The organism is Dechloromonas hankyongensis (assembly GCF_022012295.1).
In the GTDB taxonomy this organism is placed as follows: domain Bacteria; phylum Pseudomonadota; class Gammaproteobacteria; order Burkholderiales; family Rhodocyclaceae; genus Azonexus; species Azonexus hankyongensis.
In genome coordinates this window covers 625329-649566 of sequence record NZ_JAKLTN010000002.1, presented here as the reverse complement: position 1 = coordinate 649566, position 24238 = coordinate 625329, and the positions used below count along the sequence as shown (strand labels likewise).

20 protein-coding genes, 1 tRNA gene and 1 pseudogene are annotated in these 24238 nt (G+C 60.3%); 13 read left to right on the top strand and 9 right to left on the bottom strand.

From position 1 onward, the window contains the following. Entirely contained in the window at positions 1 to 1266 is a 1266-nt protein-coding gene (lplT, locus tag LZ012_RS11625) for a lysophospholipid transporter LplT (RefSeq protein WP_275710963.1), read from the bottom strand. A 262-nt stretch (positions 1267 to 1528) separates the two neighbouring features. Here lplT and LZ012_RS11620 point away from each other — a divergent pair, with 262 nt between their 5' ends. The 7 genes from LZ012_RS11620 (at position 1529) to LZ012_RS11590 (ending at position 12377) form a co-directional block, all read left to right on the top strand. Beyond that, on the top strand, positions 1529 to 2431 hold the full coding sequence (locus LZ012_RS11620; protein ID WP_275710961.1) for a LysR family transcriptional regulator: 903 nt from the start codon (positions 1529 to 1531) through the stop codon (positions 2429 to 2431). After that, on the top strand, positions 2428 to 3537 hold the full coding sequence (gene alr / locus LZ012_RS11615; RefSeq protein WP_275710959.1) for an alanine racemase: 1110 nt from the start codon (positions 2428 to 2430) through the stop codon (positions 3535 to 3537). The genes LZ012_RS11620 and alr overlap by 4 nt, the downstream gene beginning before the upstream one ends. Beyond that, the gene (gene radA, locus LZ012_RS11610; protein ID WP_275710957.1) at positions 3538 to 4899 is read left to right on the top strand and encodes a DNA repair protein RadA; all 1362 of its coding nucleotides are present in this window, start codon (positions 3538 to 3540) and stop codon (positions 4897 to 4899) included. It begins immediately after the preceding gene. 27 nt (positions 4900 to 4926) lie between these two features. Then, positions 4927 to 7020 carry a putative bifunctional diguanylate cyclase/phosphodiesterase gene (locus LZ012_RS11605; protein ID WP_275710955.1) on the top strand — a complete coding sequence of 698 codons (2094 nt, stop codon included), beginning with the start codon at positions 4927 to 4929 and terminating at the stop codon, positions 7018 to 7020. Then, positions 7017 to 9506, top strand: coding sequence for an ABC transporter permease (locus LZ012_RS11600; RefSeq protein WP_275710953.1), 2490 nt, complete (start codon positions 7017 to 7019; stop codon positions 9504 to 9506). Before LZ012_RS11605 ends, LZ012_RS11600 begins: the two co-directional genes overlap by 4 nt. A 274-nt stretch (positions 9507 to 9780) precedes the next feature. Beyond that, complete coding sequence (locus LZ012_RS11595) at positions 9781 to 11964, top strand: YgiQ family radical SAM protein (RefSeq protein ID WP_275711760.1); 2184 nt, start codon at positions 9781 to 9783, stop codon at positions 11962 to 11964. Positions 11965 to 11981: 17 nt separating this feature from the next. Further along, positions 11982 to 12377 carry a group II truncated hemoglobin gene (locus LZ012_RS11590; RefSeq protein WP_275710950.1) on the top strand — a complete coding sequence of 132 codons (396 nt, stop codon included), beginning with the start codon at positions 11982 to 11984 and terminating at the stop codon, positions 12375 to 12377. 9 nt (positions 12378 to 12386) lie between these two features. Here LZ012_RS11590 and LZ012_RS11585 read toward each other — a convergent pair whose 3' ends face one another. After that, entirely contained in the window at positions 12387 to 12962 is a 576-nt protein-coding gene (locus LZ012_RS11585) for a uracil-DNA glycosylase family protein (protein ID WP_275710949.1), read from the bottom strand. 157 nt (positions 12963 to 13119) lie between these two features. Between LZ012_RS11585 and typA the strand changes: the two genes are divergently transcribed. After that, on the top strand, positions 13120 to 14961 hold the full coding sequence (gene typA, locus LZ012_RS11580; RefSeq protein ID WP_275710947.1) for a translational GTPase TypA: 1842 nt from the start codon (positions 13120 to 13122) through the stop codon (positions 14959 to 14961). 110 nt (positions 14962 to 15071) lie between these two features. Here the strand turns inward: typA and LZ012_RS11575 are convergent, their stop codons facing one another. The 5 genes from LZ012_RS11575 to LZ012_RS11560 form a co-directional block, all read right to left on the bottom strand. Continuing rightward, the gene (locus LZ012_RS11575) at positions 15072 to 17027 is read right to left on the bottom strand and encodes a putative bifunctional diguanylate cyclase/phosphodiesterase (RefSeq protein ID WP_275710945.1); all 1956 of its coding nucleotides are present in this window, start codon (positions 17025 to 17027) and stop codon (positions 15072 to 15074) included. A gap of 6 nt (positions 17028 to 17033) precedes the next feature. Next, positions 17034 to 18026: a GTP 3',8-cyclase MoaA gene (gene moaA, locus LZ012_RS11570; protein ID WP_275710943.1), complete on the bottom strand. Its 993-nt coding sequence runs from the start codon at positions 18024 to 18026 to the stop codon at positions 17034 to 17036. A gap of 632 nt (positions 18027 to 18658) precedes the next feature. Next, positions 18659 to 19063, bottom strand: a complete 405-nt coding sequence (locus LZ012_RS19805) for a DUF6941 family protein (protein WP_420839513.1) — start codon at positions 19061 to 19063, stop codon at positions 18659 to 18661. After that, complete coding sequence (locus tag LZ012_RS11565) at positions 19063 to 19584, bottom strand: hypothetical protein (protein ID WP_275710941.1); 522 nt, start codon at positions 19582 to 19584, stop codon at positions 19063 to 19065. The genes LZ012_RS19805 and LZ012_RS11565 overlap by 1 nt, the downstream gene beginning before the upstream one ends. Beyond that, positions 19581 to 20054 carry a hypothetical protein gene (locus LZ012_RS11560; RefSeq protein ID WP_275710939.1) on the bottom strand — a complete coding sequence of 158 codons (474 nt, stop codon included), beginning with the start codon at positions 20052 to 20054 and terminating at the stop codon, positions 19581 to 19583. The genes LZ012_RS11565 and LZ012_RS11560 overlap by 4 nt, the downstream gene beginning before the upstream one ends. A gap of 293 nt (positions 20055 to 20347) precedes the next feature. Between LZ012_RS11560 and LZ012_RS11555 the strand changes: the two genes are divergently transcribed. The 5 genes and pseudogenes from LZ012_RS11555 to LZ012_RS19800 all read left to right on the top strand — a co-directional run. After that, positions 20348 to 20746, top strand: coding sequence for a hypothetical protein (locus tag LZ012_RS11555; RefSeq protein ID WP_275710936.1), 399 nt, complete (start codon positions 20348 to 20350; stop codon positions 20744 to 20746). Between the two features lie 33 nt (positions 20747 to 20779). Then, positions 20780 to 21859 carry a hypothetical protein gene (locus tag LZ012_RS11550; RefSeq protein WP_275710934.1) on the top strand — a complete coding sequence of 360 codons (1080 nt, stop codon included), beginning with the start codon at positions 20780 to 20782 and terminating at the stop codon, positions 21857 to 21859. Next, a complete protein-coding gene (locus LZ012_RS11545; protein WP_275710932.1) occupies positions 21853 to 22050 on the top strand; it encodes a hypothetical protein in 198 nt (65 codons plus the stop codon). The genes LZ012_RS11550 and LZ012_RS11545 overlap by 7 nt, the downstream gene beginning before the upstream one ends. Before the next feature lie 50 nt (positions 22051 to 22100). After that, entirely contained in the window at positions 22101 to 22247 is a 147-nt protein-coding gene (locus LZ012_RS11540) for a restriction endonuclease subunit S domain-containing protein (protein WP_275710930.1), read from the top strand. Positions 22248 to 22401: 154 nt separating this feature from the next. Further along, positions 22402 to 23418: pseudogene (locus LZ012_RS19800) on the top strand (recombinase family protein); the annotation flags it as partial. Positions 23419 to 23622: 204 nt separating this feature from the next. Here LZ012_RS19800 and LZ012_RS11525 read toward each other — a convergent pair. Both LZ012_RS11525 and LZ012_RS11520 read right to left on the bottom strand, forming a co-directional pair. After that, positions 23623 to 23790: a hypothetical protein gene (locus LZ012_RS11525; protein ID WP_275710924.1), complete on the bottom strand. Its 168-nt coding sequence runs from the start codon at positions 23788 to 23790 to the stop codon at positions 23623 to 23625. A 186-nt stretch (positions 23791 to 23976) separates the two neighbouring features. Then, a tRNA-Asn gene (locus LZ012_RS11520) sits at positions 23977 to 24052 on the bottom strand. Positions 24053 to 24238: the final 186 nt, after the last annotated feature.

Sequence of the window (24238 nt, the reverse complement as noted above, 5' to 3'; positions counted from 1 at the left end):
TTAGTGGTGGGCCGAATCATCCAGATGCTGGACGTCGTCCTGGATCGCCTGGTTGGCGAAATGGCGCAGGCGGATCATGTACATCAGGCCGCTGACGAAGAGCCCGAACAGGGTGACCACCCAGTAGATGGACAGATCCATCTTGATCATCAGGTAGTACAAACCGGTCATGATCAGGATGGAGATGTTCTCGTTGAAATTCTGCACGGCGATGGAGTGCCCGGCGCCCATCAGGATGTGGCCGCGGTGCTGGAGCAGGGCGTTCATCGGCACCACGAAGAATCCGGACAGGCCGCCGATGATGATCAGCAGGGGCACGGCCAGCCACAGGCTGCTCACGAAATTCATAATCAGGACGATCAGGCCCATGGCGATGCCGAGCGGAATGACGCGGACCGACTTGCGCAGGGTGATGAATTTGGCAGCGACGATGGCGCCGACGGCAACACCGACGGCAACGACCCCCTGCAGCATCGACGCCTTGGACAGACCGAGATCGAGTGCCACCTCGGCCCACTTGATCACGATGAACTGCAGGGTCGCCCCGGCGCCCCAGAACAGCGTGGTGACGGCCAGCGAAATCTGGCCGAGCTTGTCGCGCCAGAGCAGGGCCAGGCAGTGGTTGAATTCGTGGATCAGGTACCACGGGTTCTTCTTCAGCTGCTTGTGGTCGACGCCGGTGTCGGGAACGTACATATTGAACAGGGCGGCCACGATGTAGAGCAGGGCCACCACCGACAAGGCCATTTCGCCGACGGTGTCGATGCCGGTATCGAACAGCGGAAAATCGAATGACAGCAGGTGTTCGGCAATGTCCGGACGTATCAGCATGCCGCCGATCAGGACGCCGAGGATGATGGCGCCGACGGTCAGGCCTTCGATCCAGCCATTGGCGACGACGAGCAGGCGATGCGGCAGGTATTCGGTCAGGATGCCGTACTTGGCCGGCGAGTAGCAGGCGGCGCCGAGGCCGACGACGGCATAGGCGGCCAGCGGGTGCGAGCCGACGAACATCATGGCGCAGCCGATGATCTTGATCGTGTTGCTGATCAGCATGACCCGGCCCTTGGGCATCGAGTCGGCAAAGGCGCCGACGAAGGCGGCGAGGACGACGTAGGAAACGGTGAAGAAGGTTTTGAGCAGCGGTTCGTATTCGGCCGGTGCGTGCATCTCGCGCAGGGCCGCGATGGCAGCGATGAGCAGGGCGTTGTCGGCGAGCGCGGAAAAAAACTGCGCAGCCATGATGATGTAGAAGCCTAACGGCACGAAATATCTGTCTCTTATATAACTTTGGGCGAGGTTTATACCACGCTCAGGATTCGGCGCAAGGCTTGCGCGGTTTGTGGTCTTGTGCATGCCTCGGCAGCCCCGTCGAAAACGACGAGTGTGTGTCGACTCGGTTACGCCGTGATGACTCGCAAAGCCGCTCTGCTGTGGGCATTTTTTTCATCAGAGGTGGGCTCCGGGCGCCCGGAAAGACGTTGGAATGTGATGAAATATCGTCCGCACACCATACGGGAGAATCATCATGGCTGATCGGCGTTTGCAGGTGTTTCATGCCGTAGCCAAACACCTGAGTTTTACGCGGGCCGCCGACGCCTTGTTCATGACCCAGCCGGCCGTCACCTTCCAGATCAAACAGCTGGAGGAACAGTACAGCACGCGCCTGTTCGAGCGCCGGCACGGCAGCATTTCGCTGACCCCGGCTGGCGAGCTGGTGTTGTCCTACGCCGAAAGAGTCCTCGCGCTGACCGACGAGATGGATATCCGGCTTTCCGAAATGACCGGTGAAATGCGTGGCCCGCTGCTGGTCGGGGCCAGTACCACCATCGCCGAGTTCATGCTGCCGAAGGTGCTGGGCGAATTCAACGCGCTTTACCCGCAGGTCCGGGCCCGGCTGATCGTCGCCAATTCGGAAAGCATCGAAACCCGGGTCGCCGAGCACACCATCGATATCGGTTTGATCGAAGCCCCCGCCAAACTCGGTGGGCTGACCAGCCAGATCTGCTGCGAAGACGAACTGCGGGTCATCTGCGCGCCGGATTACCCGTTGGCCGAGATGAAATCGGTAACGCCCAAGGCCCTTTCCGAATTCGAATTCATTTCGCGCGAACCGGGTTCGGGAACCCGCGAGATCACCGATGCCTATTTTCGTAGCCACAACGTCGCGCCGGACAGCCTCAAGATGCAAATGGAGCTGGGCAGTCCCGAAGCGCTGAAAGGCGTGGTGTCTACCGGCCTGGGCTTCGCCATCGTGTCGCGGGCCGTGGTCGAGAAGGAGTTGCAACTCGGTGAGCTGGTTTCCATCCCGCTCAAGCCGCCGCTGACGCGCAGCCTCTATCTGGTCTTCCCGCAAGACCGCTTCCAGTCGCGCTTGAGCGCGACCTTCATCGAGTTTGCCAAGAGCAAGTTGAAAGAAATGGGTTTATGAAGACTTCACGCCCCATCCGTGTGCGCATCGCACCGGCGGCGATCCGCAACAACTACCGGCTGGCCAAACAACACGCTCCCAATTCCCGCGCCTGGGCTGTCATCAAGGCCAATGCCTATGGCCACGGACAATGGCGCGCCATCGATGCCTTGCGCGACGAGGCCGATGGCTTCGCCGTACTCGAGTGTGAAAACGCCGTCGCCTTGCGCGAAGCGGGGGTGATGCAGCCCATCCTGCTGCTCGAAGGAATCTTCAGTGCCCGCGATGTGCGGGCCGTCGTCGAACATCGCTTGACCACGGTCATCCATTGTCCGGAGCAACTCGAATTGCTGGTGCGCAGCGGCCCGTTTGCGGCGTCAGTCTCGGTCTGCCTGAAGCTGAATACCGGCATGAACCGCCTGGGCTTTACGGCGGCAAGCCTGCCCAATGCGCTGGATGCCTTGCGCCAGTTGCCGGTTGATATCACCTTGATGACCCACTTTGCCGAAGCCGACGGCGAGCGGGGCGTGGACTGGCAAATGGAGCGTTTCCGCGCCATGGCCGGCGACTGGAAGGGGCCGGTCAGCCTCGGCAATTCGGCCGCCATCCTGCGCCATTCCGGCGCGCATGGAGACTGGGTGCGGCCCGGCATCATGCTCTACGGCGCCAGTCCGTTTGTCGACCAGAGTGCAGAGGAACTCGGGCTGCAGTCGGCCATGACGCTGGAGAGTGCCATCATCGGCGTGCAGGAAGTAGCGGCCGGCGAGCGGGTGGGCTATGGCGGCACCTTTACCGCCGAGAGGGCTATGCGCATCGGCGTCGTGGCCTGCGGCTATGCCGACGGCTACCCGCGCCACGCGCCGACCGGTACGCCGATTGCCGTGTTGGGACGCCGCACGCGCACCGTCGGGCGGGTCTCGATGGATATGCTGGCTTGCGATCTGACCGATATCCCCGAGGCCGGTATCGGCGCGCCGGTGACGCTGTGGGGGAACGGCCTAGCCGGCAAGGTTCCAGCCGACGAGGTCGCGGCGGCAGCGGGCACTATTGCCTACGAACTGTTCTGTGCCGTGGCGCCGCGGGTGCCCGTCGTGCTCGACGATACTGCCGTCGAGGGCGGGCGCTGAATGGCCAAGGTAAAGACCATCTACACGTGCACCGAATGCGGTGCGACCAGTCCAAAATGGCAGGGGCAGTGCCCCGGCTGCAACGACTGGAATACCCTGGTCGAGACGGTGGCGGAAAAGGCGCCGACCAATAGCCGTTTCGAATCGCTGGCCCCGGCCGCCAAATTGCAGAACCTGTCGGAAATCGAGGCACGCGAAGCCGAGCGCATTCCGACCGGAATCGCCGAATTCGACCGGGCGCTGGGCGGCGGTCTGGTGACCGGTGGCGTCGTGCTGATCGGGGGCGATCCGGGCATCGGCAAGAGCACCTTGCTGTTGCAGGCGCTGGCACACCTCTCCACCGGGCACAAGGTGCTCTATGTCAGCGGCGAGGAATCGGGCGAGCAGGTCGCGTTGCGCGCCCGTCGGTTGGGGCTCGACACCCGGCGTCTGCAACTGATGGCCGAAATCAATCTGGAACGCATCCTGGCCACCCTGCAGGCGGAAAGGCCGGTGGTGGCGGTGATCGACTCGATCCAGACCCTGTGGTCGGATCAGCTTTCCAGCGCTCCGGGATCGGTGGCCCAGGTACGCGAATGCGCGGCGCAGCTGACGCGGCTGGCCAAGCAGGTCGGCATCACGGTCATTCTGGTCGGCCACGTGACGAAGGAGGGCGCCCTGGCCGGGCCGCGCGTGCTCGAACACATCGTCGACACCGTGCTGTACTTCGAGGGCGACACGCATTCCAGCTTCCGTCTGGTACGGGCCTTCAAGAACCGCTTCGGCGCGGTCAATGAACTCGGCGTGTTCGCGATGACCGAAACCGGGCTGAAGGGGGTCAGCAATCCGTCGGCGCTGTTCCTGTCGCAGCACGGTCAGGACGTTCCTGGCTCCTGCGTCATGGTCACCCAGGAGGGAACGCGGCCCCTGTTGGTCGAAATCCAGGCCCTGGTCGATACCGCCCACGGCAATCCCCGGCGCCTGACGGTCGGTCTCGAGGCGCAACGCCTGGCCATGTTGCTGGCCGTGCTGCATCGCCACGCCGGCATCGTCTGCTTCGATCAGGATGTCTTTGTCAATGCTGTCGGTGGCGTCAAGATCACCGAGCCTGCGGCCGATTTGGCAGTGCTTCTGTCGATTGCGTCGTCATTAAAAAACAAGGCGTTGCCAACGAAACTTATTGTATTTGGTGAAGTTGGCTTGGCCGGGGAAATTCGCCCGGCGCCGCGCGGACAGGAGCGACTCAAGGAGGCAGCCAAGCTGGGGTTCACCCGCGCCCTGATTCCGGAAGCCAATCGGCCGAAGCAGGCGATTCCCGGCATGGAAGTGATCGCCGTGCGCCGGGTCGAGGAGGCGGTGGCGCGGATACGCGAGATGGAATAAGCTGACGGAATAATAAATTCATCATATATGTTCAATCTCTCACGCTATTTCTCGACTGTCAGCTTCATTCTGATCGTGCTCGCCGCCGGGGTTCTCGGCCCGCTGTATCAGACCCTGTCGATGCATCAGATGAAGGGCCTGGCCGAAAGCCGCAATGTGGCGATGGCGCAGGTTTTCCAGAACTCCCTGCATGATCCGCTGGAGACCCTGCTCGTTGAATCGGTCGGTCGCAATGCCAGTGCCGTCGACCAATCCGATGACCTGATCAGTATTCAGAAAAGCGCCTTCGGCTTGATGAAGGGGACTTCGGTTATTCAGGTGAAGGTGTACAACCGGCTCGGCAATGTCATCTTTTCGACCGATGCCAGGCAGATCGGCGAAAACAGCCTTAGCAATCCCGGATTCAAGGCGGCGATCAACGGTTCCGTCCTCAGCGAATTGAATCATCGCGATACGATCGATAGCCTCGAGGGTTCGATAGGCAATGCCGACATCCTGGCCAGCTATGTCCCGATACTCGGCAAGGACAAGTCGGTGGAAGGGGTATTCGAGCTGTACCAGAACGTCACTCCTTTCGTCGGCCAGTTGAATAGCAGCATGTGGTGGGTGACGGCCGGCGTCGTTCTGGTCTTCGCGGCACTGTATTTCATGCAGTTCCTGGTCGTGCGCCGGGCGCAGGGCATTCTGGAAGACCAGGAAGGCCGTATCAAGGCGGCCCGCGACACGCTGGAACTGCAGGTCGGCGCACGCACCGAGGAACTGAAGCGAACCAATCAGCAACTCGAAGAAGAAATTTCCGAGCGCCGGCAGGCGCAAAGCAAACTCAATTACCTGGCCTATCACGATCCCTTGACCGGGCTCGCCAACCGCCGCTGCTTCATCGAGCGGCTCGACGAAAGCCTGCGCGAAACGGCCAAGCGCGACGAGCGGCTGGCCGTGCTGTTCATCGATCTCGACCAGTTCAAGCAGGTCAACGATTCGCTCGGTCACGGCGTCGGCGACGAATTGCTGGTCGCGGTGTCGTCGCGCCTGTCGGAGCATGTGCGCCTGATCGACATGCTAGCCCGCTTGGGCGGCGACGAATTCATCTGCCTGATGGAAGCGGTGCGCGAGGAGGACGAAGTCGAGGTGCTGGCCGGGGAGATCATTGCCGCCTTCGAACAGCCGTTCAAGATCGGCGACCACGAACTGTTCCTGACCGCTTCGGTCGGCATCAGCCTGTTCCCCGGCGATGGCGGCAGCGACAGCGTGCTCGATCTGATGCGCAATGCCGATTCGGCCATGTATCGCGCCAAGTCGCTCGGGCGGGGCAATTACCATTTTTATACCCCGGAAATGACCGTCCAGGCCCAGGAACGCATCCAGATGGAAAACCTGCTGCGGCGGGCGCTGGAAAATGACGAATTCCGCGTGCACCTGCAGCCGCAAGTCGATACCCGGAGCGGGCAACTGGTCGGCGCCGAGGCGCTGGTGCGCTGGGAAAGTCCGGAACTGGGCCAGGTCATGCCGACGCGTTTCATTCCGGTGGCCGAGGATTCGGGCCTGATCGTCGGACTCGGCAACTGGGTGTTGCGCGAAACCTGCCGCCAGTTCATGAAGTGGCAGAAGAGCGGCTTCGCCTTGCCGCAAGTGTCGGTCAATTTGTCGGTCAGGCAACTGGAACGACCCGAGTTCATCGACGTGCTCAATCAGATCCTGCACGAAACCGGCATGGATCCGACCTGTCTGAAGCTGGAGCTGACCGAATCGGTGGTCATGGCTTTCGGTGATGCCTGCGCCTTGCTCGAAAAGCTGCGCGACCTGGGCATCAGCCTGGCCCTCGACGATTTCGGCACCGGCTATTCGTCGCTGAGCTACCTGAAGATGCTGCCCGTCCAGCAACTGAAGATCGATCGCTCCTTCGTCGAGGGTATCGGTCGCAATACAGGTGACGAGGCGATTATCCGGACCATCATGGAACTGGCACGCAGCATGGATTTCGAAGTGGTAGCCGAAGGTGTGGAAACCGCCGAACAGGCGAGCTTTCTCGCCGGCCTCGGTTGCCAGCAGTTGCAGGGTCACCTGCACGGGCGGGCGGTCGATCCGGCCGAATTCCGCGCCCGCTGGTCGATACCGGAATGATTGCCGCTTTCTCCTGGCGGCTGTTGGGCCGGGAGTTGCGTTCCGGGGAATTGCGCCTGCTTTTCGCGGCACTGGTGGTCGCCGTCGCCGCGGTGACCGCGGTCGGCTTCTTCGGCGACCGGGTACGCCAGGGGCTGCAGCGCGAAGCCCAGCAAATGATGGGCGGCGATCTGATCGTCACGTCCGATCATCCGCTGCCCGATCGCTATCGCGACGAAGCGCTGCGCCACAACCTGATCGCCGCCGAAACCATGCTTTTTCCCAGCATGGTGATAGCTGCCGGGCAGGCGCAACTGGCCGACATCAAGGCCGTCAGCAGCACTTACCCGTTGCGCGGCAAGCTGGGGTCCAGTGCGCGCCCCGGCGAGGCGGACCGGACGACGGACAAGGGGCCGACTCCCGGCAGCGTTTGGCCCGACGAGCGCCTGGCTTCGGCCCTCGACCTGGCGGCCGGCGGCAGCGTCGCGGTTGGCAACCTGAACCTGCGGGCAGAGGCGGTCCTGACTCGTGAGCCGGACCGCGGGATCAATTTCTTCAGCCTGGCGCCGCGCCTGATGATGAATCTCGACGATATCGAAGCCACGGGCCTTGTTCAGGTCGGCGCCCGCATTCGCTACAACCTGTTGCTGGCCGGCAACGACAGCGACGTCAAGGCCTACCGGAAATGGCTGGACAAGCAACTGGCCCGAGGCGAGCGCCTGGAAGATGCGACCAACGCCCGCCCCGAGATACGCAGCGTGCTGGACCGGGCCGAGCGCTTCCTCGGCCTGTCCACCTTGCTGACCGTGATCCTGTCGGCGGTGGCCGCGGCCATGGCGGCGCGCCGCTACATGCAGCGCCATCTCGATGCCTGCGCCGTCATGCGCTGCCTGGGCATGACGCATGGCCGGCTGCTGCGTTTCCACGCGGCGCTTTTCCTGTGGCTGGCGCTGCTCGCCGGCATCGTCGGCAGTATCGTCGGCTTTGCCGCCCATTTCGTTCTCATGCGCTGGCTGGTCGAATTGCTGGGCCTCGACTTGCCGCCGGCCGGCTGGTTGCCGCTGGCGGCGGGGTTTGGTGTCGCCGGCGTGCTGCTGTTCGGCTTCGCCTTTCCACCCTTGCTCCAGTTGGCCCGCGTGCCGACCTTGCGCGTCTTGCGCCGCGAGCTTGGCCCGCCGCGGCCCTTCCTGCTCGGCGGCTACCTGTTCGGCTTGCTGCTGCTGTGCGGGCTGATAGTCGGCGTGGCCGGCGACCTGCGCCTCGGATTGCTCGCCGTCGCCGGTTTTGGCGGGGCGTTGGCGGGCTTCTGGCTGGTCGCCCGGCTGTTCATCGCCGCCGTGTCGCGCTGGCGGGGCGGTGCCGGTTTCAGTTGGCGGCAGGGGCTGGCCAGCTTGAGCCGCCATGCCGGGGCGGGCGCCATCCAGATCGTCGCCTTGTCGATCGGCCTGATGGCCATGCTCCTGCTCACCGTCGTGCGCGGCGACTTGCTGACCACCTGGCAGAATTCGATACCGAGCAATGCGCCGAACCGCTTCATCATCAACATCCAGCCCGACCAGCGGACGGCCCTGGCCGATGAATTGCAGAAGCTTGGCATCACGGCGGAACTGTTGCCGATGGTCCGCGCCCGCTTGGTGCAGATCGACGGCCGTGCCGTCAGTGCCGCCAGCTACCCGGAAGACGAACGGGCGCAGCGCCTGATCGAGCGGGAGTTCAACCTGTCCTGGCGCGCCGCCATGCCGGAAGGCAACCGCATCGCCGCCGGGCAATGGTTCGCGCCGGAGCAGGCCGGGCAGGGGCTGGCCTCGGTCGAGGACGGGCTGGCCAAAAACCTGGGCATCAAGATGGGAGACGAACTGGTCTTCGTCGTCGCCGGTATCGAGAAAAGACTGCGCGTCACCAACCTGCGCAAGCTGGACTGGGATTCGATGCGGGTCAATTTTTTCGTTCTGGCGCCGCCCGGCGTCATCGACGACGCGCCAGCCAGCTACATCACCAGTTTCCATCTGCCGGCCGACAGTGCAGCCGCCGCCTCGGAACTGGTCAAGCGCTTTCCCAACCTGACGCTGATCGATGTCGAAGCCATGGTTCGCCAACTGCAGACCGTTGTCGGGCAGGTGGCGGGGGCCGTCCAGTTCGTTTTCATCTTTACCTTGCTGGCCGGCGCCATCGTGCTCTATTCGGCCTTGCTGACGGCCTTTGACGAGCGGCGTTACGAACTGGCGGTGATGCGGGCGCTCGGCGCTCAACGCCGGCAGTTGGGCGTGGCGCTACAGGTCGAACTAACCATCGTCGGCGCGCTGGCCGGCATGTTCGCAGCCGCGGGCGCCTTGCTGCTCGGTACCATTGTCAGCCGACAGGTCTTTCAACTCGATCTCGACTACAGCCTCTGGCTGCTGCCGGTTTCGACCCTGGGCGGTGCGGTGCTGTCGGTGGCCATCGGTTGGCTGGGCATCCGCCGCCTGCTGGCGACGCCACCCTTGCTGGCCCTGCGCCAGGGCGCCTGATACGCCGGCGGTGTCGGAAGCCAACGAGAAGCGTCGCGAACTCTTTGCTTACAAAGTGGTCTATGCGGCCGCATCCGGCCACATTCGGAAAGCCGGTCCGATTTGCACTGGAGGTCCGAATGCCTGGCTGCGGCGGGTATGCCGTGCCCGTCGTTCCACTCAGGTAAAATAGCGTATGAGTTCAAATCAGTTGATCAACAGCCAATCGGCGCGCCCGCTTTTTGGCTATCGCAAGTTCTGGGCGCACCGTTTCGGGCCGGCGCCTTTCCTGCCCATGTCACGCAGCGAAATGGACGCCCTGGGCTGGGATTCCTGCGACATCATCCTGATCACCGGCGACGCCTATATCGACCACCCGAGTTTCGGCATGGCGTTGATCGGGCGGCTGCTCGAAGCGCAGGGTTTTCGCGTCGGCATCATCAGCCAGCCAGACTGGCATTCGGCGGCTGCCTTCCAAAAGCTTGGCAAACCGAACCTGTTCTTCGGCGTTACCGCCGGCAACATGGATTCGATGATCAACCGCTACACGGCTGACCGCAAGATCCGCTCCGACGACGCCTACACGCCGAACGCCGAGCCGAACAGGCGTCCGGACCGCGCCGTCACCGTCTATGCCCAGCGCTGCCGCGAAGCCTTCTCCGGCGTGCCGGTAGTGATCGGTTCGATCGAAGCCAGCCTGCGCCGCATCGCCCATTTCGACTACTGGTCGGACAAAGTGCGCCGGTCGGTGCTGCCTGATTCCAAGGCCGATCTACTGGTGTTCGGCAACGCCGAACGGGCCATCGTCGAGATTGCGCACCGCCTGGCCAAGGGCGAGAAGATCGCCGACATCCGCGACCTGCGCGGTACCGCCTTCATGGTGCCGACCGGCTGGCTGCCGTCCGAAGAATGGGGCGAAATGGACTCGACCGAAGTCGATACGCCGGGGCCGCTGGTCAAGCATGGCGATCCCTATGCCATGGAAGACAGCAAGCAGGCTAGCGGCTGCGCGACGCCTGCGGCCGCCGCCGATGGCGCCCAGCCGATCCGCCTGCTGTCGCGCGAGCAGCGTCTGGCCGTGCGCCGCGACAAGCGCGCCCATACCGTCGTCCGCCTGCCTTCCTACGAACAGGTGGTGAGCGACCCGGTGCTCTACGCCCATGCCTCGCGCACTTTCCACCTCGAATCCAACCCGGGCAATGCCCGTGCCCTGCGCCAAGCGCACGGCGAGCGCGACGTCTGGCTCAATCCGCCGCCTTTCCCGCTGAGCACCGAGGAAATCGACGGCGTCTATGAGGCGCCCTACGCCCGGCGGCCGCATCCGAGCTACGGCGAGGCCAAGATTCCGGCCTGGGAGATGATCCGCTTCTCGGTCAACATCATGCGCGGCTGCTTCGGCGGCTGTACTTTCTGTTCGATTACGGAGCACGAGGGGCGCATCATCCAGAGCCGCTCAGAAGATTCGATCATTCGCGAAATCGAGGAAATGCGCGACAAGACGCCGGGTTTCACCGGTACCGTCTCGGACCTGGGTGGCCCGACCGCCAACATGTACCACCTCAAGTGCAAGGACGAGAAGATCGAATCGGCCTGCCGCCGGCTGTCCTGCGTCTATCCGGACATCTGCGAGAACATGAACACCGACCACTCGCAGCTGATCTCGCTGTACCGGCGCGCGCGGGCGATCAAGGGTGTGAAGCGCATCACCATCGGCTCCGGCCTGCGCTATGACCTGGCCGTGCGCTCGCCCGAGTACATCAAGGAACTGGTCACCCACCACGTCGGCGGCTACCTGAAGATCGCGCCGGAGCACACCGAGGAGGGCGTGCTGTCGAAGATGATGAAGCCCGGTATCGGCACCTACGACCGCTTCAAGCAGCTGTTCGAACGCTTCTCGCGCGAGGCCGGCAAGGAGCAGTACCTGATTCCGTACTTCATCGCCGCCCACCCCGGCACGCAGGACGAGGACATGCTGAACCTGGCGCTGTGGCTGAAGAAGAACAACTTCCGCCTCGATCAGGTGCAGGCCTTTGTACCGACGCCGATGGCGCTGGCAACGACGATGTACCACACCGAGCGCAATCCGCTGAAGAAGCTGCACCGCGAGGGCAGCGAAGTCGTCGGTTCGGTGCGCAGCGGCACGCAGCGCAAGTTGCACAAGGCATTCCTGCGCTACCATGATCCGGAAAATTGGCCTTTGCTGCGCGAAGCCCTCAAGAAAATGGGGCGTGCCGACCTGATCGGCAATGGCAAGAAGCAGCTCATTCCGGCCTGGCAACCGGCCGGTACCGGGCTGAAGGCAGCGGCCATGGTGTCCCGACAGGCGAAGGAGGGGCAGAATGCCCGCCCAGCGGCAACTGGCCGCCCGCTACGCGCGGGCGCCGCGCCGCAACGAACCTGCGCCAGGTCCGCCGCGCGCAATGCTGGCAATAGTTTTGGCAAACCGGGCAGTGCGCCACGCAAGAAACGCACGCCTTGAATATCAGGGAGAGCAACATGGAACAAAACACTACGACCACGACCTACGAGAAGATCGGCGGCGAAGCGACCGTCGGCAAGCTGTGCGACCGCTTCTACGAACTGATGAACACCGTTCCGCAGTTCACCGAATTGCGCGCCATGCATCCGGAAGACCTGCAAGGTTCGCGCGACAAGCTGTTCATGTTCCTGTCCGGCTGGATGGGCGGCCCCGACCTTTTTGTCGAAAAATTTGGCCACCCGCGCCTGCGTGGCCGCCATATGCCTTTCGCCATCGGCATTCAGGAGCGTGACCAATGGGTCGCCTGCATGGCGCTGGCCATGGAGGATGTCGGCCTTAGCGAAGACATCCGCAAGGTCTTGCTGCACAATTTCTTCAATACGGCCGATTTCATGCGCAACAAGGAAGGCTAAGCCACCGTTTCAGGCGAGCAGTTCGCCGACGCGCTGGCGCAGGGTGGGCAATACTTCCTGGGCAAACCACGGGTTGCGCTTCAGCCAGAGGTTGTTGCGCGGGCTGGGGTGGGGCAGCGGCAGGATGGTCGGCCAGGTGTCCCGCCAGTTGCGTACTGCCTCAGTCAGCGATTCCTTGCCGGGCAGATGATAGGCCATCGCATATTGGCCGATGACGAGCGTCAGTTCGATGCGTTCCAGTTTGGCCAGCAGGGGCTGCCGCCAAGTGGCGGCGCACTCCGAGCGTGGCGGCAGGTCGCCGGAGCGGCCGGTGCCAGGGTAGCAGAACCCCATCGGCAGGATGGCGAAGCAAGCCGGATCGTAGAAGGCGTCACGCGAAACGCCCAGCCAGTCGCGCAGGCGGTCGCCGCTGGCATCGTCGAACGGGATACCCGAGGCATGCACCTTGCGGCCCGGTGCCTGGCCGGCGATCAGTATCCGGGCGCTAGAGCCCATCTGCAAAACAGGATGCGGCCCGAGCGGCAGGTGCTCGGCGCAGCACTGGCAACGGCGGATTTCCTTGAGCAGGGCGGGTAGGGTGGGCATCGGTTCGGCTGTCTTGCGGCCACAGTTTAGCGTGCTTTGCTGCCCGGCAGTCTGCCGCAATCCATCACTGTAACAGTAAAGAAATTTGCCGGAGCGTGCTGCGGCGCAGCATGGGGTGGTAGAATCACGCCTTTGATTTTTCAGGCTGTTCCCACCCATGTCCGCTCGTCCGATTCGCAACATCGCCATCATCGCCCACGTTGACCACGGCAAGACCACGCTGGTTGACCAACTTCTCCGCCAGTCCGGTACTTTCGCCGCTCACCAGCAACTGGTCGAGTGCGTCATGGATTCTAACGACCTGGAAAAGGAACGTGGCATCACGATCCTGTCCAAGAACACCGCGGTCGAGTACGAAGGCATCCACATCAACATCGTCGACACCCCGGGCCACGCGGACTTCGGCGGTGAAGTCGAGCGCGTGCTGGGCATGGTCGATGGCGTGGTGCTCCTGGTCGATGCCGCCGAAGGCCCGATGCCGCAGACCCGTTTCGTGACCAAGAAGGCACTGGCCCAGGGCCTGCGCCCGATCGTTCTGGTCAACAAGGTAGACCGCGATGGCGCCGATCCGGACAACGCCGTCAACCTGACTTTCGACCTCTTCGACAAGCTGGGCGCTACCGACGAGCAACTCGATTTCCCGATCGTTTACGCTTCCGGCCTGAATGGTTGGTCGGCGATGGAACTCGACCATCCGCGCGAAAACATGAAGCCGCTGTTCGACACCATCCTGCGCCATGTTCCGGCCCCGGATGCCGACGTCGAGGCCCCGCTGCAGCTGCAGATCTCCGCGCTGGACTATTCCTCCTACGTCGGCCGCATCGGCGTCGGCAAGATCATCCGCGGCCGCGTCAAGACCGGTCAGAACGTGATGGTCATGTTCGGTACCGAGGAAGAGGCCGCCGAACACGACCGTTCCCCGATCAAGGCCAAGATCGGCCAGGTGTTCGGCTACAAGGGCCTGAACAAGGTGGAAATGGCCGAAGGCCAAGCTGGCGACATCGTCCAGATCACCGGTATCGAAGACCTCGTGCTGGGCTGCACCGTGACCGATCCGGACCAGCCGGAAGCCCTGCCGCTGCTGAAGATCGACGAACCGACCCTGTCCATGCAGTTCATGGTCAACACCAGCCCGCTGGCCGGCACCGAAGGCAAGTTCGTCACCAGCCGCCAGATTCGTGACCGCCTGCACAAGGAACTGCTGACCAACATGGCGCTGCGTGTCCATGACACCCCGAACGGCGACGTGTTCGACGTGGCCGGCCGTGGCGAACTGCACCTTGGCATCCTGCTCGAAAACATGCGCCGCGAGGGCTACGAGCTGGCCGTCGGCCGTCCGCGCGTCGTCAAGAAGATCATCGACGGCGTTGAGTGCGAACCGTACGAGCAGCTGACCGTCGACGTCGAAGAAGACACCCAGGGCGGCGTCATGGAAAGCCTCGGCCTGCGCAAGGGCGAGTTGCAGGACATGGTGCCGGACGGTCGCGGTCGCGTCCGTATCGAGTACCGCATTCCGGCCCGTGGCCTGATCGGCTTCCAGGGCGAATTCATGAACCTAACGCGTGGCAACGGCCTGATGAGCCACGTTTTCGACGACTACGCCCCGGTCAAGGAAGGCAATGTCGCCGAGCGTCGCAACGGCGTGCTGATCTCCCAGGACAACGGCGAAGCCGTCGCCTACGCGCTGTGGAAGCTGCAGGACCGCGGTCGCATGTTCGTCAGCCCGGGCGAGAAGCTGTACGAAGGCATGATCATCGGTATCCACAGCCGCGAAAACGACCTCGTCGTGAACCCGATCAAGGGCAAGCAGCTGACCAACGTCCGTGCTTCCGGTACCGACGAAGCCGTCCGCCTGGTGCCGCCGGTCCAGCTCAGCCTGGAATCTGCCGTGGAATTCATCGACGAAGACGAACTGGTCGAACTGACCCCGAAGTCGATTCGTCTGCGCAAGCGTTACCTGACCGAAATCGAGCGCAAGCGCGCGGTACGTGGTCTGTAAGCGAGTGCGACGCTGCTGCCAGGTCGTCGAACCTGGCGGTGAATAAAAAAGGCGATCCATCAGGTCGCCTTTTTTGTTGGGGGATTTCGTTTTTTGTTGCGCTGCGCCGGTTAATCGGCGATCGGGCAAGCGATATCGGCCGGTGCCGGGTCCTTGCCGGGCCGCGAGCGGCTCAGGAATTTCTCGGCAAATTCGCCGGCCGGTAGCGGCCGGCCGATCAGGTAGCCCTGGATCACGTCGCAGCCCAGTGCTTCCAGTTCGCGGCGCTGAGGCTGCGTTTCGACACCTTCGGCAACGACTTCCAGCGACAGGCTCTTGGCCATGGCCATGATGGCCCGAACCATGGGCTCGCTGCTCGAGGTGGGTTCGTCGAGGACCAAGTCCTTGATGAAGGACTTGTCTATCTTCAGCGTGCCGATCGGCAGGCGCTGCAGGTAGGAAAGCGACGAATAGCCGGTGCCGAAATCGTCGAGCGCAATCATGACGCCGGCGGCATGCAGGCGGCGCAGTTCTTCGATGCTGGCATTTTCGGCATCGAGCAGCACGGATTCGGTGACCTCGGCCTTGATGGCCGACGTAGGCAGGCCGGCTTGCCGCAGCCGTTCCAGGATGAAGGTCGAAATGGATGAATGCCAGAACTGGCGGGGCGACAGGTTGATCGCGATGGGCGGAACGGCCAGATTCAGTGCGCGCCATTCGAGTATCTGAGCGATGGTTCGCTCGACCACCCATTCGCCAATCTGGATGATCAGGCCGCTGTCCTCGGCGACGGGAATGAAATGATCGGGCGGAATGAATTTCTCGCCGTCGTGCCAGCGAAGCAGCGCTTCGGCGCCGGTCAGCCTGCCGCTCGCTGTCGCGACCTGGGGCTGGAAATAGAGCTGCAGCTGGTTTTTGGCCACTGCGCGGCGCAGCTTCGTTTCCAGCGACATCCGGAAAGTGATGCGCTCGTTCATCACCGGCGTATGCGAACGTATGGCATTGCCGCCCGCCGCCTTGGCTTCGTACATTGCCGTATCGGCATGGCGGAGGAGGGTTTCGCCGTCGCTGGCATCTTCGGGAAACAGGCTGATACCGATACTGGCCGTGGTGAAGAAATCGCTTTCGCCGCCGCTGATCGGCGTGGTCAGGCCTTCCTTGAGCAGCGTTGCGGTGCGCAGGGCGGCATCGGCATCCGCGGCCGGGTTGAGCAGGACGAGGAATTCGTCCCCGCCCTGGCGGAACAGCTGACAACCGGGCGGTAGGTCGTGGAGCAGGCGCTGGGTGACCAGTTGCAGCAACTGGTCGCCGGCGCGATGTCCCAGGGTGTCGTTGATGTTCTTGAAACGGTCGAGGTCGATGAACAGGACCGCCAGCCGGGTGTTCCGCTCGCGCGCCGAGGTAATGGCCGCGTGCAGATGTTCGGCGAACATCAGGCGATTCGGCAGCCCGGTCAGGCTGTCATGCTGGGCAAGAAACTCCAGTTCTTCCTGGTGCGAGCGTCGTTCGGTGATGTCGGTGACCGAGCCGACCATCTGGTAGGCGCGCCCGTCACCGTCGCGGACGGCCAAGCCGCGCGAGGCGATCCAGCGATAATTGCCGTCGCTGGCCAGGACGCGGTATTCGCAGTAGAAATGTTCGGTCTCGCCTTTCAGATGGCGAGAGACGGCACGGTTATAACCGCCGACGTCTTCGGGGTGGACCAGCTTCAGCCAGGCATCGGTATCGGGCAGAAAATCCTCGCGATAGCCCAGGATGTCGAGTAGGCGGGTGCCGACATGCAACGCCTTGGTAATCGGATTCCACTCCCAGAATCCATCGTGGGCAGCCAGCATCGCCATATCGTAGGCGCGGCGCACGGATTGAAAGGCACGGCGATCCAGGTACACACAAACGGCAACACCGAGCAGGGCGGCAATCAGGAGCAGGGCCGAAATGATTCCCGGCGCGTACAGGTAGCCGGCAAAGCCGGCAAACAGGCCGATGATCAGCCCGGCGGTCAGTGCTGCACTCAGTGGCGATGAAGCGAAGCGGCGGTGTTGCAGCGAAGATGACCGGGTGAGCCTGGCAAAACCAAGACGCGGCACGCCGGCCTATCCCCCAGTCATCGACATGAAGCGAACGACTTGCGGCGAGTTCATCTGATGGGTGAAATCATGCCCGTAAGGCTTGATGCCCATGCTATCGACGATGACCTGGCGCACCGCATCGTCGTCGCCGGAACGGAGGGCGGGGAGCAGTTGGCTCGCATCGTTCTGACCAAGGCAGGGGTAAAGCTCGCCTTTGGCGGTAATCCGCACCCGGTTGCAGGTGTCGCAGAAATTATGGCTGTGCGGGGAGATGAAGCCGATGCGCGACTCGCTGCCCGGAATCCGCCAGTAACGCGCCGGTCCGCCCGAGTTTTCCGTGGAAGGGATCAGCTCGAAATGTTCGGACAGGACGGTCCGCGTTTCTTCGGACGAGATGAAGGTGGTGTTGCGCCCGTGAATGTCGCCGAGCGGCATTTCCTCGATGAAGGAAATGTCGAGTTCATTGGCTACGGCAAAGCGGACCAGGTCGACGAATTCGTCATCATTCCCGTCGCGCATCATGACGGTGTTGAGTTTGGTGCGCTGGAAACCCGCCACCCGCGCCGCCTCGATACCGTGCAATACCTTGTTCAGGTCGCCGATGCGGGTGATCTTCTTGAAACGATCAGGGCGCAAGGTATCCAGACTGATATTGATGCGCTTTACGCCGGCTGCCCGCAAGGGCTGGGCGAAGCGATCCAGTTGCGAGCCGTTGGTGGTCAGGACCAGGTTTTCCAAGCCGGGCAGGGCGCCCAGGCGCTCGATCAGCCACATCACATCCTTGCGCACCAGCGGCTCGCCGCCGGTAATGCGCAACTTGGTGACGCCCAGGCCGACAAAAACGGATGCGACGCGCAGGCACTCTTCCAGGCTCATCACTTCGTGGCGCGGCAGGAAGGTCATTTCCTCGGCCATGCAGTAGGTGCAGCGGAAATCGCAGCGGTCGGTGATGGACAGGCGCACGTAAGTGATACGCCGCCCATACTTGTCGAGAAGAGTGCCATCGCGATGCGCCATCGCGGGCGAACCGATCGTGGGCTTGAAGTCGGTCAGTCCGGCAGGGGTATTCTCTGGCCTGAGTGTTTCGTTGTGCATGGCGGACGTAGCTCGGTTATCCCGCAGGTTGCAAATGGTCTCTGGAGGCCGATTATCAATTCGCGATATCTCTCTAGGCAAGTAGAGAGATCAAAAAAGGAAAAGTTCTTCACACTTTGCAGTTTTTATCGGCAAGCCCTCGGCCGAGGCGGCGCGCCGCGCCGTCAGCCGGAAAAACCGGCGCGGCCATGCCGAAAGCCACCGGTTTTTCCAGTTCATGAAAAGGGTGTTTTTCCGGCCGGAAAATTGCAATTGGATACAAGCCGTTATCCGAAGGTGATGTAATCCGGATGGATAACTGGCAGACTGCGATCTGCGAACGGCTTTAAAAAGCAAAAAGCCATCGCGAACGATGGCTTTTTGCTTGAATCTTTGGCTCGCCAACTCGGATAGATCTGAGAACTGGCAAGTAGAGTTCTTCATCCTGTAGAGCGCGTCCAAGCTGATGAAAGAGGACACAGGATGGAAGTCTTATTCGTACTCTGAGTGCCCCGCCAATCAAGAACTTCCAGAAACAGGGGGCAGTAATCATCTATTTGTCAGCGCCCCCAAAATTAATTCGGTTGCGGCACTAGGTTAGCCTTTACTGTGACAGGGAATGTCATTGTCGATACAACATTGCCACCCATCAGCAACTGAACTGTGAGTGGAGCTGGCAAGCTGATCATCAGCCCTCCAATTTGAACCATATTCCGTGTTCTAAGAGCACCTTGAAAGTCTATGTCAGCAGGGAAATCACCCAGTATGTTTCCTTCACCTTGTAATATGCGAACGCGTCCATCTACTGTCGGAGTATCGGCTGCATCCCGCTCGACCACCCAAAGGATACTAAAGCTTGGAATTACAAACGGCAGTCCGGGAGCGGAAAACTCTTCATATATCTCAATTGCCGACACTGAATTTGTCGGAGCATCATGAAGAATTCTGTTACAACAAAGAACAAGAGTGGTCCGATGCATTAGTCGCTCACAATAGAAAGCTGATTATTTGAACTAGATATAGTTGGAGTAGCCAAAAGTACCCTGGTGACGCTTGGCGCGCGAACACTATGTTGACTAATGTTAGCCAAACGACCGGATGAGGGAATTGGTTGAGGCATTAGTTGGGGTTTCTGTACCGTTTTCCTCACCTGTACAGATGTAGTCACATCGTATGCTGCTATTTCAGCAAGAAGTTGTGGTCCCCAGTTTATTTTATGTGCATCAACGACCTCAAGTACTTTTTGCCTGCTGCTCGGAGGCAGAAATGAAACAACGCCAAAAATCAAATATGCCTGAGCGCAGCTGTCATTGGAGCTTATTTCATTACCGAAAATTGTCGTCGCGGCAGCAGTGAGTTCTTCAAGGGACACCGATTGCGCAGCTTTTTGAACAGCAGGATCAATACGCAACCGCTTCATTAGATACGAAGGAGTATTTGCAGTGATAGCTGCAAATAGAATGCGTTCAGATTCGTGAATACTTAGTTGTATCGGGTTCATGCTAGACGAATGTATTTCACGTTGAATGTGTAAGGACAATCATTTCCTCGATGGACGAACTCTCGCCCGCTCCCCCACTTGCTGAAAACCATTGGATTCCAGAGGTTCGCAGCACACGGTGGATTTACCACTATACCTGAATGAACCACTTCGTTATTTTCATAGTACAGAATGATGTCCCCTTCAAGTACCTGCGACATCGCAATTTCAATGTAATTGTCATCTGAGAGTATCTTTGTGAGCTCGGTGTAAGAGAAAATGCGGGTTCGTCGTGAAGCAAAAACAAGTCCGTGACAATTGTAGCGCCCGCTCATCGAACCACGTGGCTTTGCAGATAAATGGCGAGCTGCAAACTTGCCATCCCAGTGCTCGTCCTCAGCCGTAACGGCATCATTCTGTTCATTCTCAATAGGGTTACCTTTAGACGTAGCAAGAGGGATTGATTTCCCTTGACCGGGCAGAATGATCACTATCAGTTCTCAGTTGTGGCGCTTTGTATTAAACGGGGGCCTTTTCCCCCGTTCAAGTAACACGGGGGGCTAAAAATACACGGAAAAAGATAGGACGTAAGAATACCCCCTTTGCATTACCACCTCAACGAGACTTCGCTGGTGGAGGTGGTCCGCATGCGCCGCACGCGAGGCGCCGCATGCGAGCCACCACCACCGAAAGCATCGTGTCTTGATCAGCAAGAACAAAAGGGGTTAATCAGTACCTCTTAGCGTGCTAAGATTTATTCCTCGATCTTGCTACAGGACATCACATGAACGTGGATAACGAGCGCTATCAGCGCAACAAAGATCGTCTATTCAACCGAACACTTGAGCAAGAAGCTGAGTTGGTTCGAATAGAACGCGAAGCCATAGCACGCTACGCCGGGGACCTCACAGAACTCGAAGCAGCCCTTGGCGTACTGCGTATCGGCCATCACTTCGGATGGCGGGTTCTGGTACTGATTCATAATAAGCGAACCATTCGAAAATACGAGCAGATCCTCAATATCAACTTTCGTGAATTCTTTCCGGCAGAAGGGCCAAGCCACGAAAGATCGATTGGTTACGGTTGGGCCAAGCAGCTAGGGAACTTCTGGAAGGCTGTTAGCGGTGCAATCAAAATTGAAGATCGCAGGATTATCTCGGACGATTTCAAAGAAGGGGCTTGACGCACCCCTTACCCCTCTTTAGCATAAGCGGTCATGAGTACCGCTTGCCGTCATCTCCTATCTGGCCACGACACCATCGAGTGCGCGTACTACCTTGCGCCGCTTCCTGAGTGTTCGCTCAACTATGAGCAACTGGCCGTCGAGAAAGAAACCCGCCGCCTAGCCAAAATCCGTCGCCCCTTGGCGATCAGGCTCGGCAACGAGGAATTTCTGCTGGCAGCAAACGGCACCAAGAGCGGCTACCCCTTCCTGATCGAGAACGACTGTTTCAGCATCCAGTTCGGGGAGTTCAACAAACCCAATTTCTTCGTCACCTTCCGCAGCTTCGCCTTGTGGCAATTCGGTGCGCTCGCCTTGCATCGGCGCTTTCTGGCTTGGGCCGCTTCGGTTGGTTTCTCCACCTTCCAACCTGAACGCCTGTCACGAGTCGATTTCACCTTCGACTACCAGATCGACGCCATCGATTTCGATGAGGACAGCTTCGTTACCTCATCCACCAAAGACAAGCAGTTCCGCAAAAACCGAAAAGTGCAGACCTTCGGCTTCGGTGAAGGCGATGTTGTGCTGCGGGTCTATAACAAGGTCGATGAGATCACCGAGAAAAGCAGCAAAACGTGGTTCTTCGATCTGTGGGGCTGCACCGAGAATGTTTGGCGTATCGAGTGGCAGATTCGTAAAACGTGGCTGCGTACCTTCGGCATCCAGACCTTCGCCGATCTGACTGAACGCCAGGGCGATCTGCTGCGCGTGCTGGTCAATGACCACACCTCATTACGCATCCCGACCGACGACAGCAACCGCTCCCGTTGGCCGATTCATCCCCTGTGGGCTGACCTGCAAAGCCGGGTCGCCGAGATGGACGGTTTGGGGATCGTCAAGGAACTTGATCCGCTGGCCTTGCTGGAAGAACGCGAAACCCGGATGGCAATCAGCATCTACGGCTATCTCAAGCGGCTCGGCGCGATTCAAGGCATCAAACGCAAAACCCCGGAAATCGGCTTCGAGGAAAGCCTCGCCTTCCTGCAGAAGAAGCTCACCCGGATTCACGATGACTTCGCCTGGGAAAACGATGTGCGCCGCCGTTACGACGAAATGAGGCTAGGACAGTGGTAACGCCGATTCTTCAAATCATCGTTACGCTGACCAACCGGCGGATCAACAAGCTATTGCTCGCCGCAGAAACAGCACTACCACCGGCGCAATTCAATAGCTTCCGAAAACAGTTTCTGAACGAATTCGGGAGCAAATACCGCAAGGATTTGGAACACGAGTTGCGTAAGCAGCTCAAGGAATGGCAAGGATGAAGGAACGGAACGGGCAGGCCAAGACCGCAGGAAAGGAGGTGCCACGATGAGTGCGCGAACAATCCACGATCCCCCGGATTCTGTCCGACGACTTTGTACTCCCAAAACCGTCACATGAGGAAATCGCCTTGATTGCTTCGGTATTCGATGAACTGCTGCTGTTGGTGCAGCGGTTGGACGATAGCGAGGACGATTGAGCAACCAGAGAGCCGCATTCGGCATGCAGACCAAAAAAGCGGGCGGGATGGCCTGTCAAGGCTGGTTCCACCACCGCAGGCTGCCTTGACAGGCCATCCTGCTCGCTTATAACCCTGCAGGCCGGGTGTGGCGGTGTATCCACGGAGGAAGATCATGGCAGTCGCCCTTTATGCTCGGGTATCCACGGTAAAGCAGGCCGAGAAGGATTTATCCATTCCCGACCAGATACGGCAGATGCAGGACTGGTGCGCGGCGCAGGGCTATGCCGTGGCTGAAACCTACATTGAACCCGGCGCATCGGCCACCGATGACCGTCGCCCGGTATTCCAGCAGATGATCGCCGAGGCTACCCAAAAGCCATCACCTTTCGAAGCCATCATCGTGCATAGCCTGTCGCGCTTCTTCCGTGATGCTTTGGAGTTCGCTCTCTATGAGCGCGATCTCAAAAAGGTGGGCGTGCGGCTGATCTCGATCACCCAGCAGACAAGCGATGACCCTTCCGGCGAAATGGCGCGCAAAATCTTCTCCATCTTCGATGAGTACCAGAGCAAGGAAAACGGCAAGCACACTCTGCGGGCGATGAAGGAGAACGCTCGGCAAGGTTACTGGAACGGTTCGCGGCCTCCGTTCGGCTACAAGACAGTCGAGGCGGAAAAGTTCGGCAACAAGGGTAAGCGCAAACAGCGATTGGCCATTGATCAGGCCGAGGCGGGTTTGGTGAAGCGCATCTTCGAGTTGTATCTGAATGGCAAAGGCGATGGCCCGATGGGGGCCAAACAGATTGCCACATATCTGAACGAATCCGGGCGCAAACATCGAGCATCAGCCTGGACGCGTAGCCGAGTGCATGAAGTCCTGTCGAACCGCACCTATATGGGCGAGTTCTATTTCAATCGAATGGAAGACAAGACCAAACGGGCCAAGCCGGAATCGGAGTGGATTCTGCTCAAGGTAGAGCCGATCATCGAGGCCGAACAATTCAATGCGGTACAGGAGCGCAAAGCCTCGCGCAGCTTCGACAAGGTGGCACCAAGCATTATCGGTTCCGATACCTTGCTCACTGGCCTGATCAAATGCGGCTGCTGCAATTCCGGCATGACCACGGCCACCGGGAAAGGTGGGCGCTATCGCTATTACAAGTGTAATACCCGCATCGCCAAGCACATCAACCAATGTAGCAATCCTGCCGTGTCGATGCCGAAGATGGATGCCGCGGTGCTGGATGTGCTGGCCGACAAGCTGTTCACGCCCGAGCGTGTGAAAGAAATTCTCAGCCAACTGCAGAAGCAACTGAGAACCGCCAAGGCGAACGAAGCCGATGGGATCAGCGTTCTACAGGACGAACTCAAAGAACTCGAACAGCGCAGCGAACGGTTATTCGAAGCGGTTGAGAAAGGCATCCTGCCGCTCGATGCTCACTTGCAACAGCGTAGCCATCGGATTCAGGCGAGAAGGCAGGAAGTACTGACACAGATGGCAGGCTACAAGCGCCGCCAGCAAATGCCGGCGATCAAGCCGAAGCAGATTGATCTGTTCTGCCAAGCCTTGCGCATGAAGCTGAAAGAGGGAAAGCCGGGATTTGCCAAACAGTATCTGCGATACTTTGTCAGCGAGATTCGCGTGACCGGCAAGGAGGTCGTAATGACTGGCAGTAATGCAGCCTTGGCTGCGGCCATCGCAGAAACAAAAAAGGGCACCTCTTACGAAGTGCCCAAATCTGTATTGGGTTGGCTCCTCGACCTGGGCTCGAACCAGGGACCTACGGATTAACAGTCCGGCGCTCTACCGACTGAGCTATCGAGGAACAGAGGTGCGCATTATAGGAGTAGAATCCCCGTCAGTCAAGACTTTTGTGCCTTTTTTAGCAAAAACAAGATTCAAATATGGATGCCAATCTCGTTTACGCAAAGACCCCGACCGGCGATGAAGCGGTCCGGCAAAGCACGCGCGTCGTGCAGCGTAATTTGCGCATGGTGCTGGTCCAGGTCGA

Excerpts from the sequence above, each read along its gene's own strand:
- LZ012_RS11565 (WP_275710941.1), bottom strand. The coding sequence starts at position 19,584 with ATGAACCCGATACAACTAAGTATTCACGAATCTGAACGCATTCTATTT.
- LZ012_RS11600 (WP_275710953.1), top strand. The coding sequence starts at position 7,017 with ATGATTGCCGCTTTCTCCTGGCGGCTGTTGGGCCGGGAGTTGCGTTCC.
- moaA (WP_275710943.1), bottom strand. The coding sequence starts at position 18,026 with ATGGCGCATCGCGATGGCACTCTTCTCGACAAGTATGGGCGGCGTATC.
- LZ012_RS11590 (WP_275710950.1), top strand. The coding sequence starts at position 11,982 with ATGGAACAAAACACTACGACCACGACCTACGAGAAGATCGGCGGCGAA.
- LZ012_RS11585 (WP_275710949.1), bottom strand. The coding sequence starts at position 12,962 with ATGCCCACCCTACCCGCCCTGCTCAAGGAAATCCGCCGTTGCCAGTGC.
- LZ012_RS11595 (WP_275711760.1), top strand. The coding sequence starts at position 9,781 with ATGTCACGCAGCGAAATGGACGCCCTGGGCTGGGATTCCTGCGACATC.
- LZ012_RS11605 (WP_275710955.1), top strand. The coding sequence starts at position 4,927 with ATGTTCAATCTCTCACGCTATTTCTCGACTGTCAGCTTCATTCTGATC.
- LZ012_RS11620 (WP_275710961.1), top strand. The coding sequence starts at position 1,529 with ATGGCTGATCGGCGTTTGCAGGTGTTTCATGCCGTAGCCAAACACCTG.
- typA (WP_275710947.1), top strand. The coding sequence starts at position 13,120 with ATGTCCGCTCGTCCGATTCGCAACATCGCCATCATCGCCCACGTTGAC.
- radA (WP_275710957.1), top strand. The coding sequence starts at position 3,538 with ATGGCCAAGGTAAAGACCATCTACACGTGCACCGAATGCGGTGCGACC.
- LZ012_RS11550 (WP_275710934.1), top strand. The coding sequence starts at position 20,780 with ATGAGTACCGCTTGCCGTCATCTCCTATCTGGCCACGACACCATCGAG.
- LZ012_RS11555 (WP_275710936.1), top strand. The coding sequence starts at position 20,348 with ATGAACGTGGATAACGAGCGCTATCAGCGCAACAAAGATCGTCTATTC.
- alr (WP_275710959.1), top strand. The coding sequence starts at position 2,428 with ATGAAGACTTCACGCCCCATCCGTGTGCGCATCGCACCGGCGGCGATC.
- LZ012_RS19805 (WP_420839513.1), bottom strand. The coding sequence starts at position 19,063 with ATGCATCGGACCACTCTTGTTCTTTGTTGTAACAGAATTCTTCATGAT.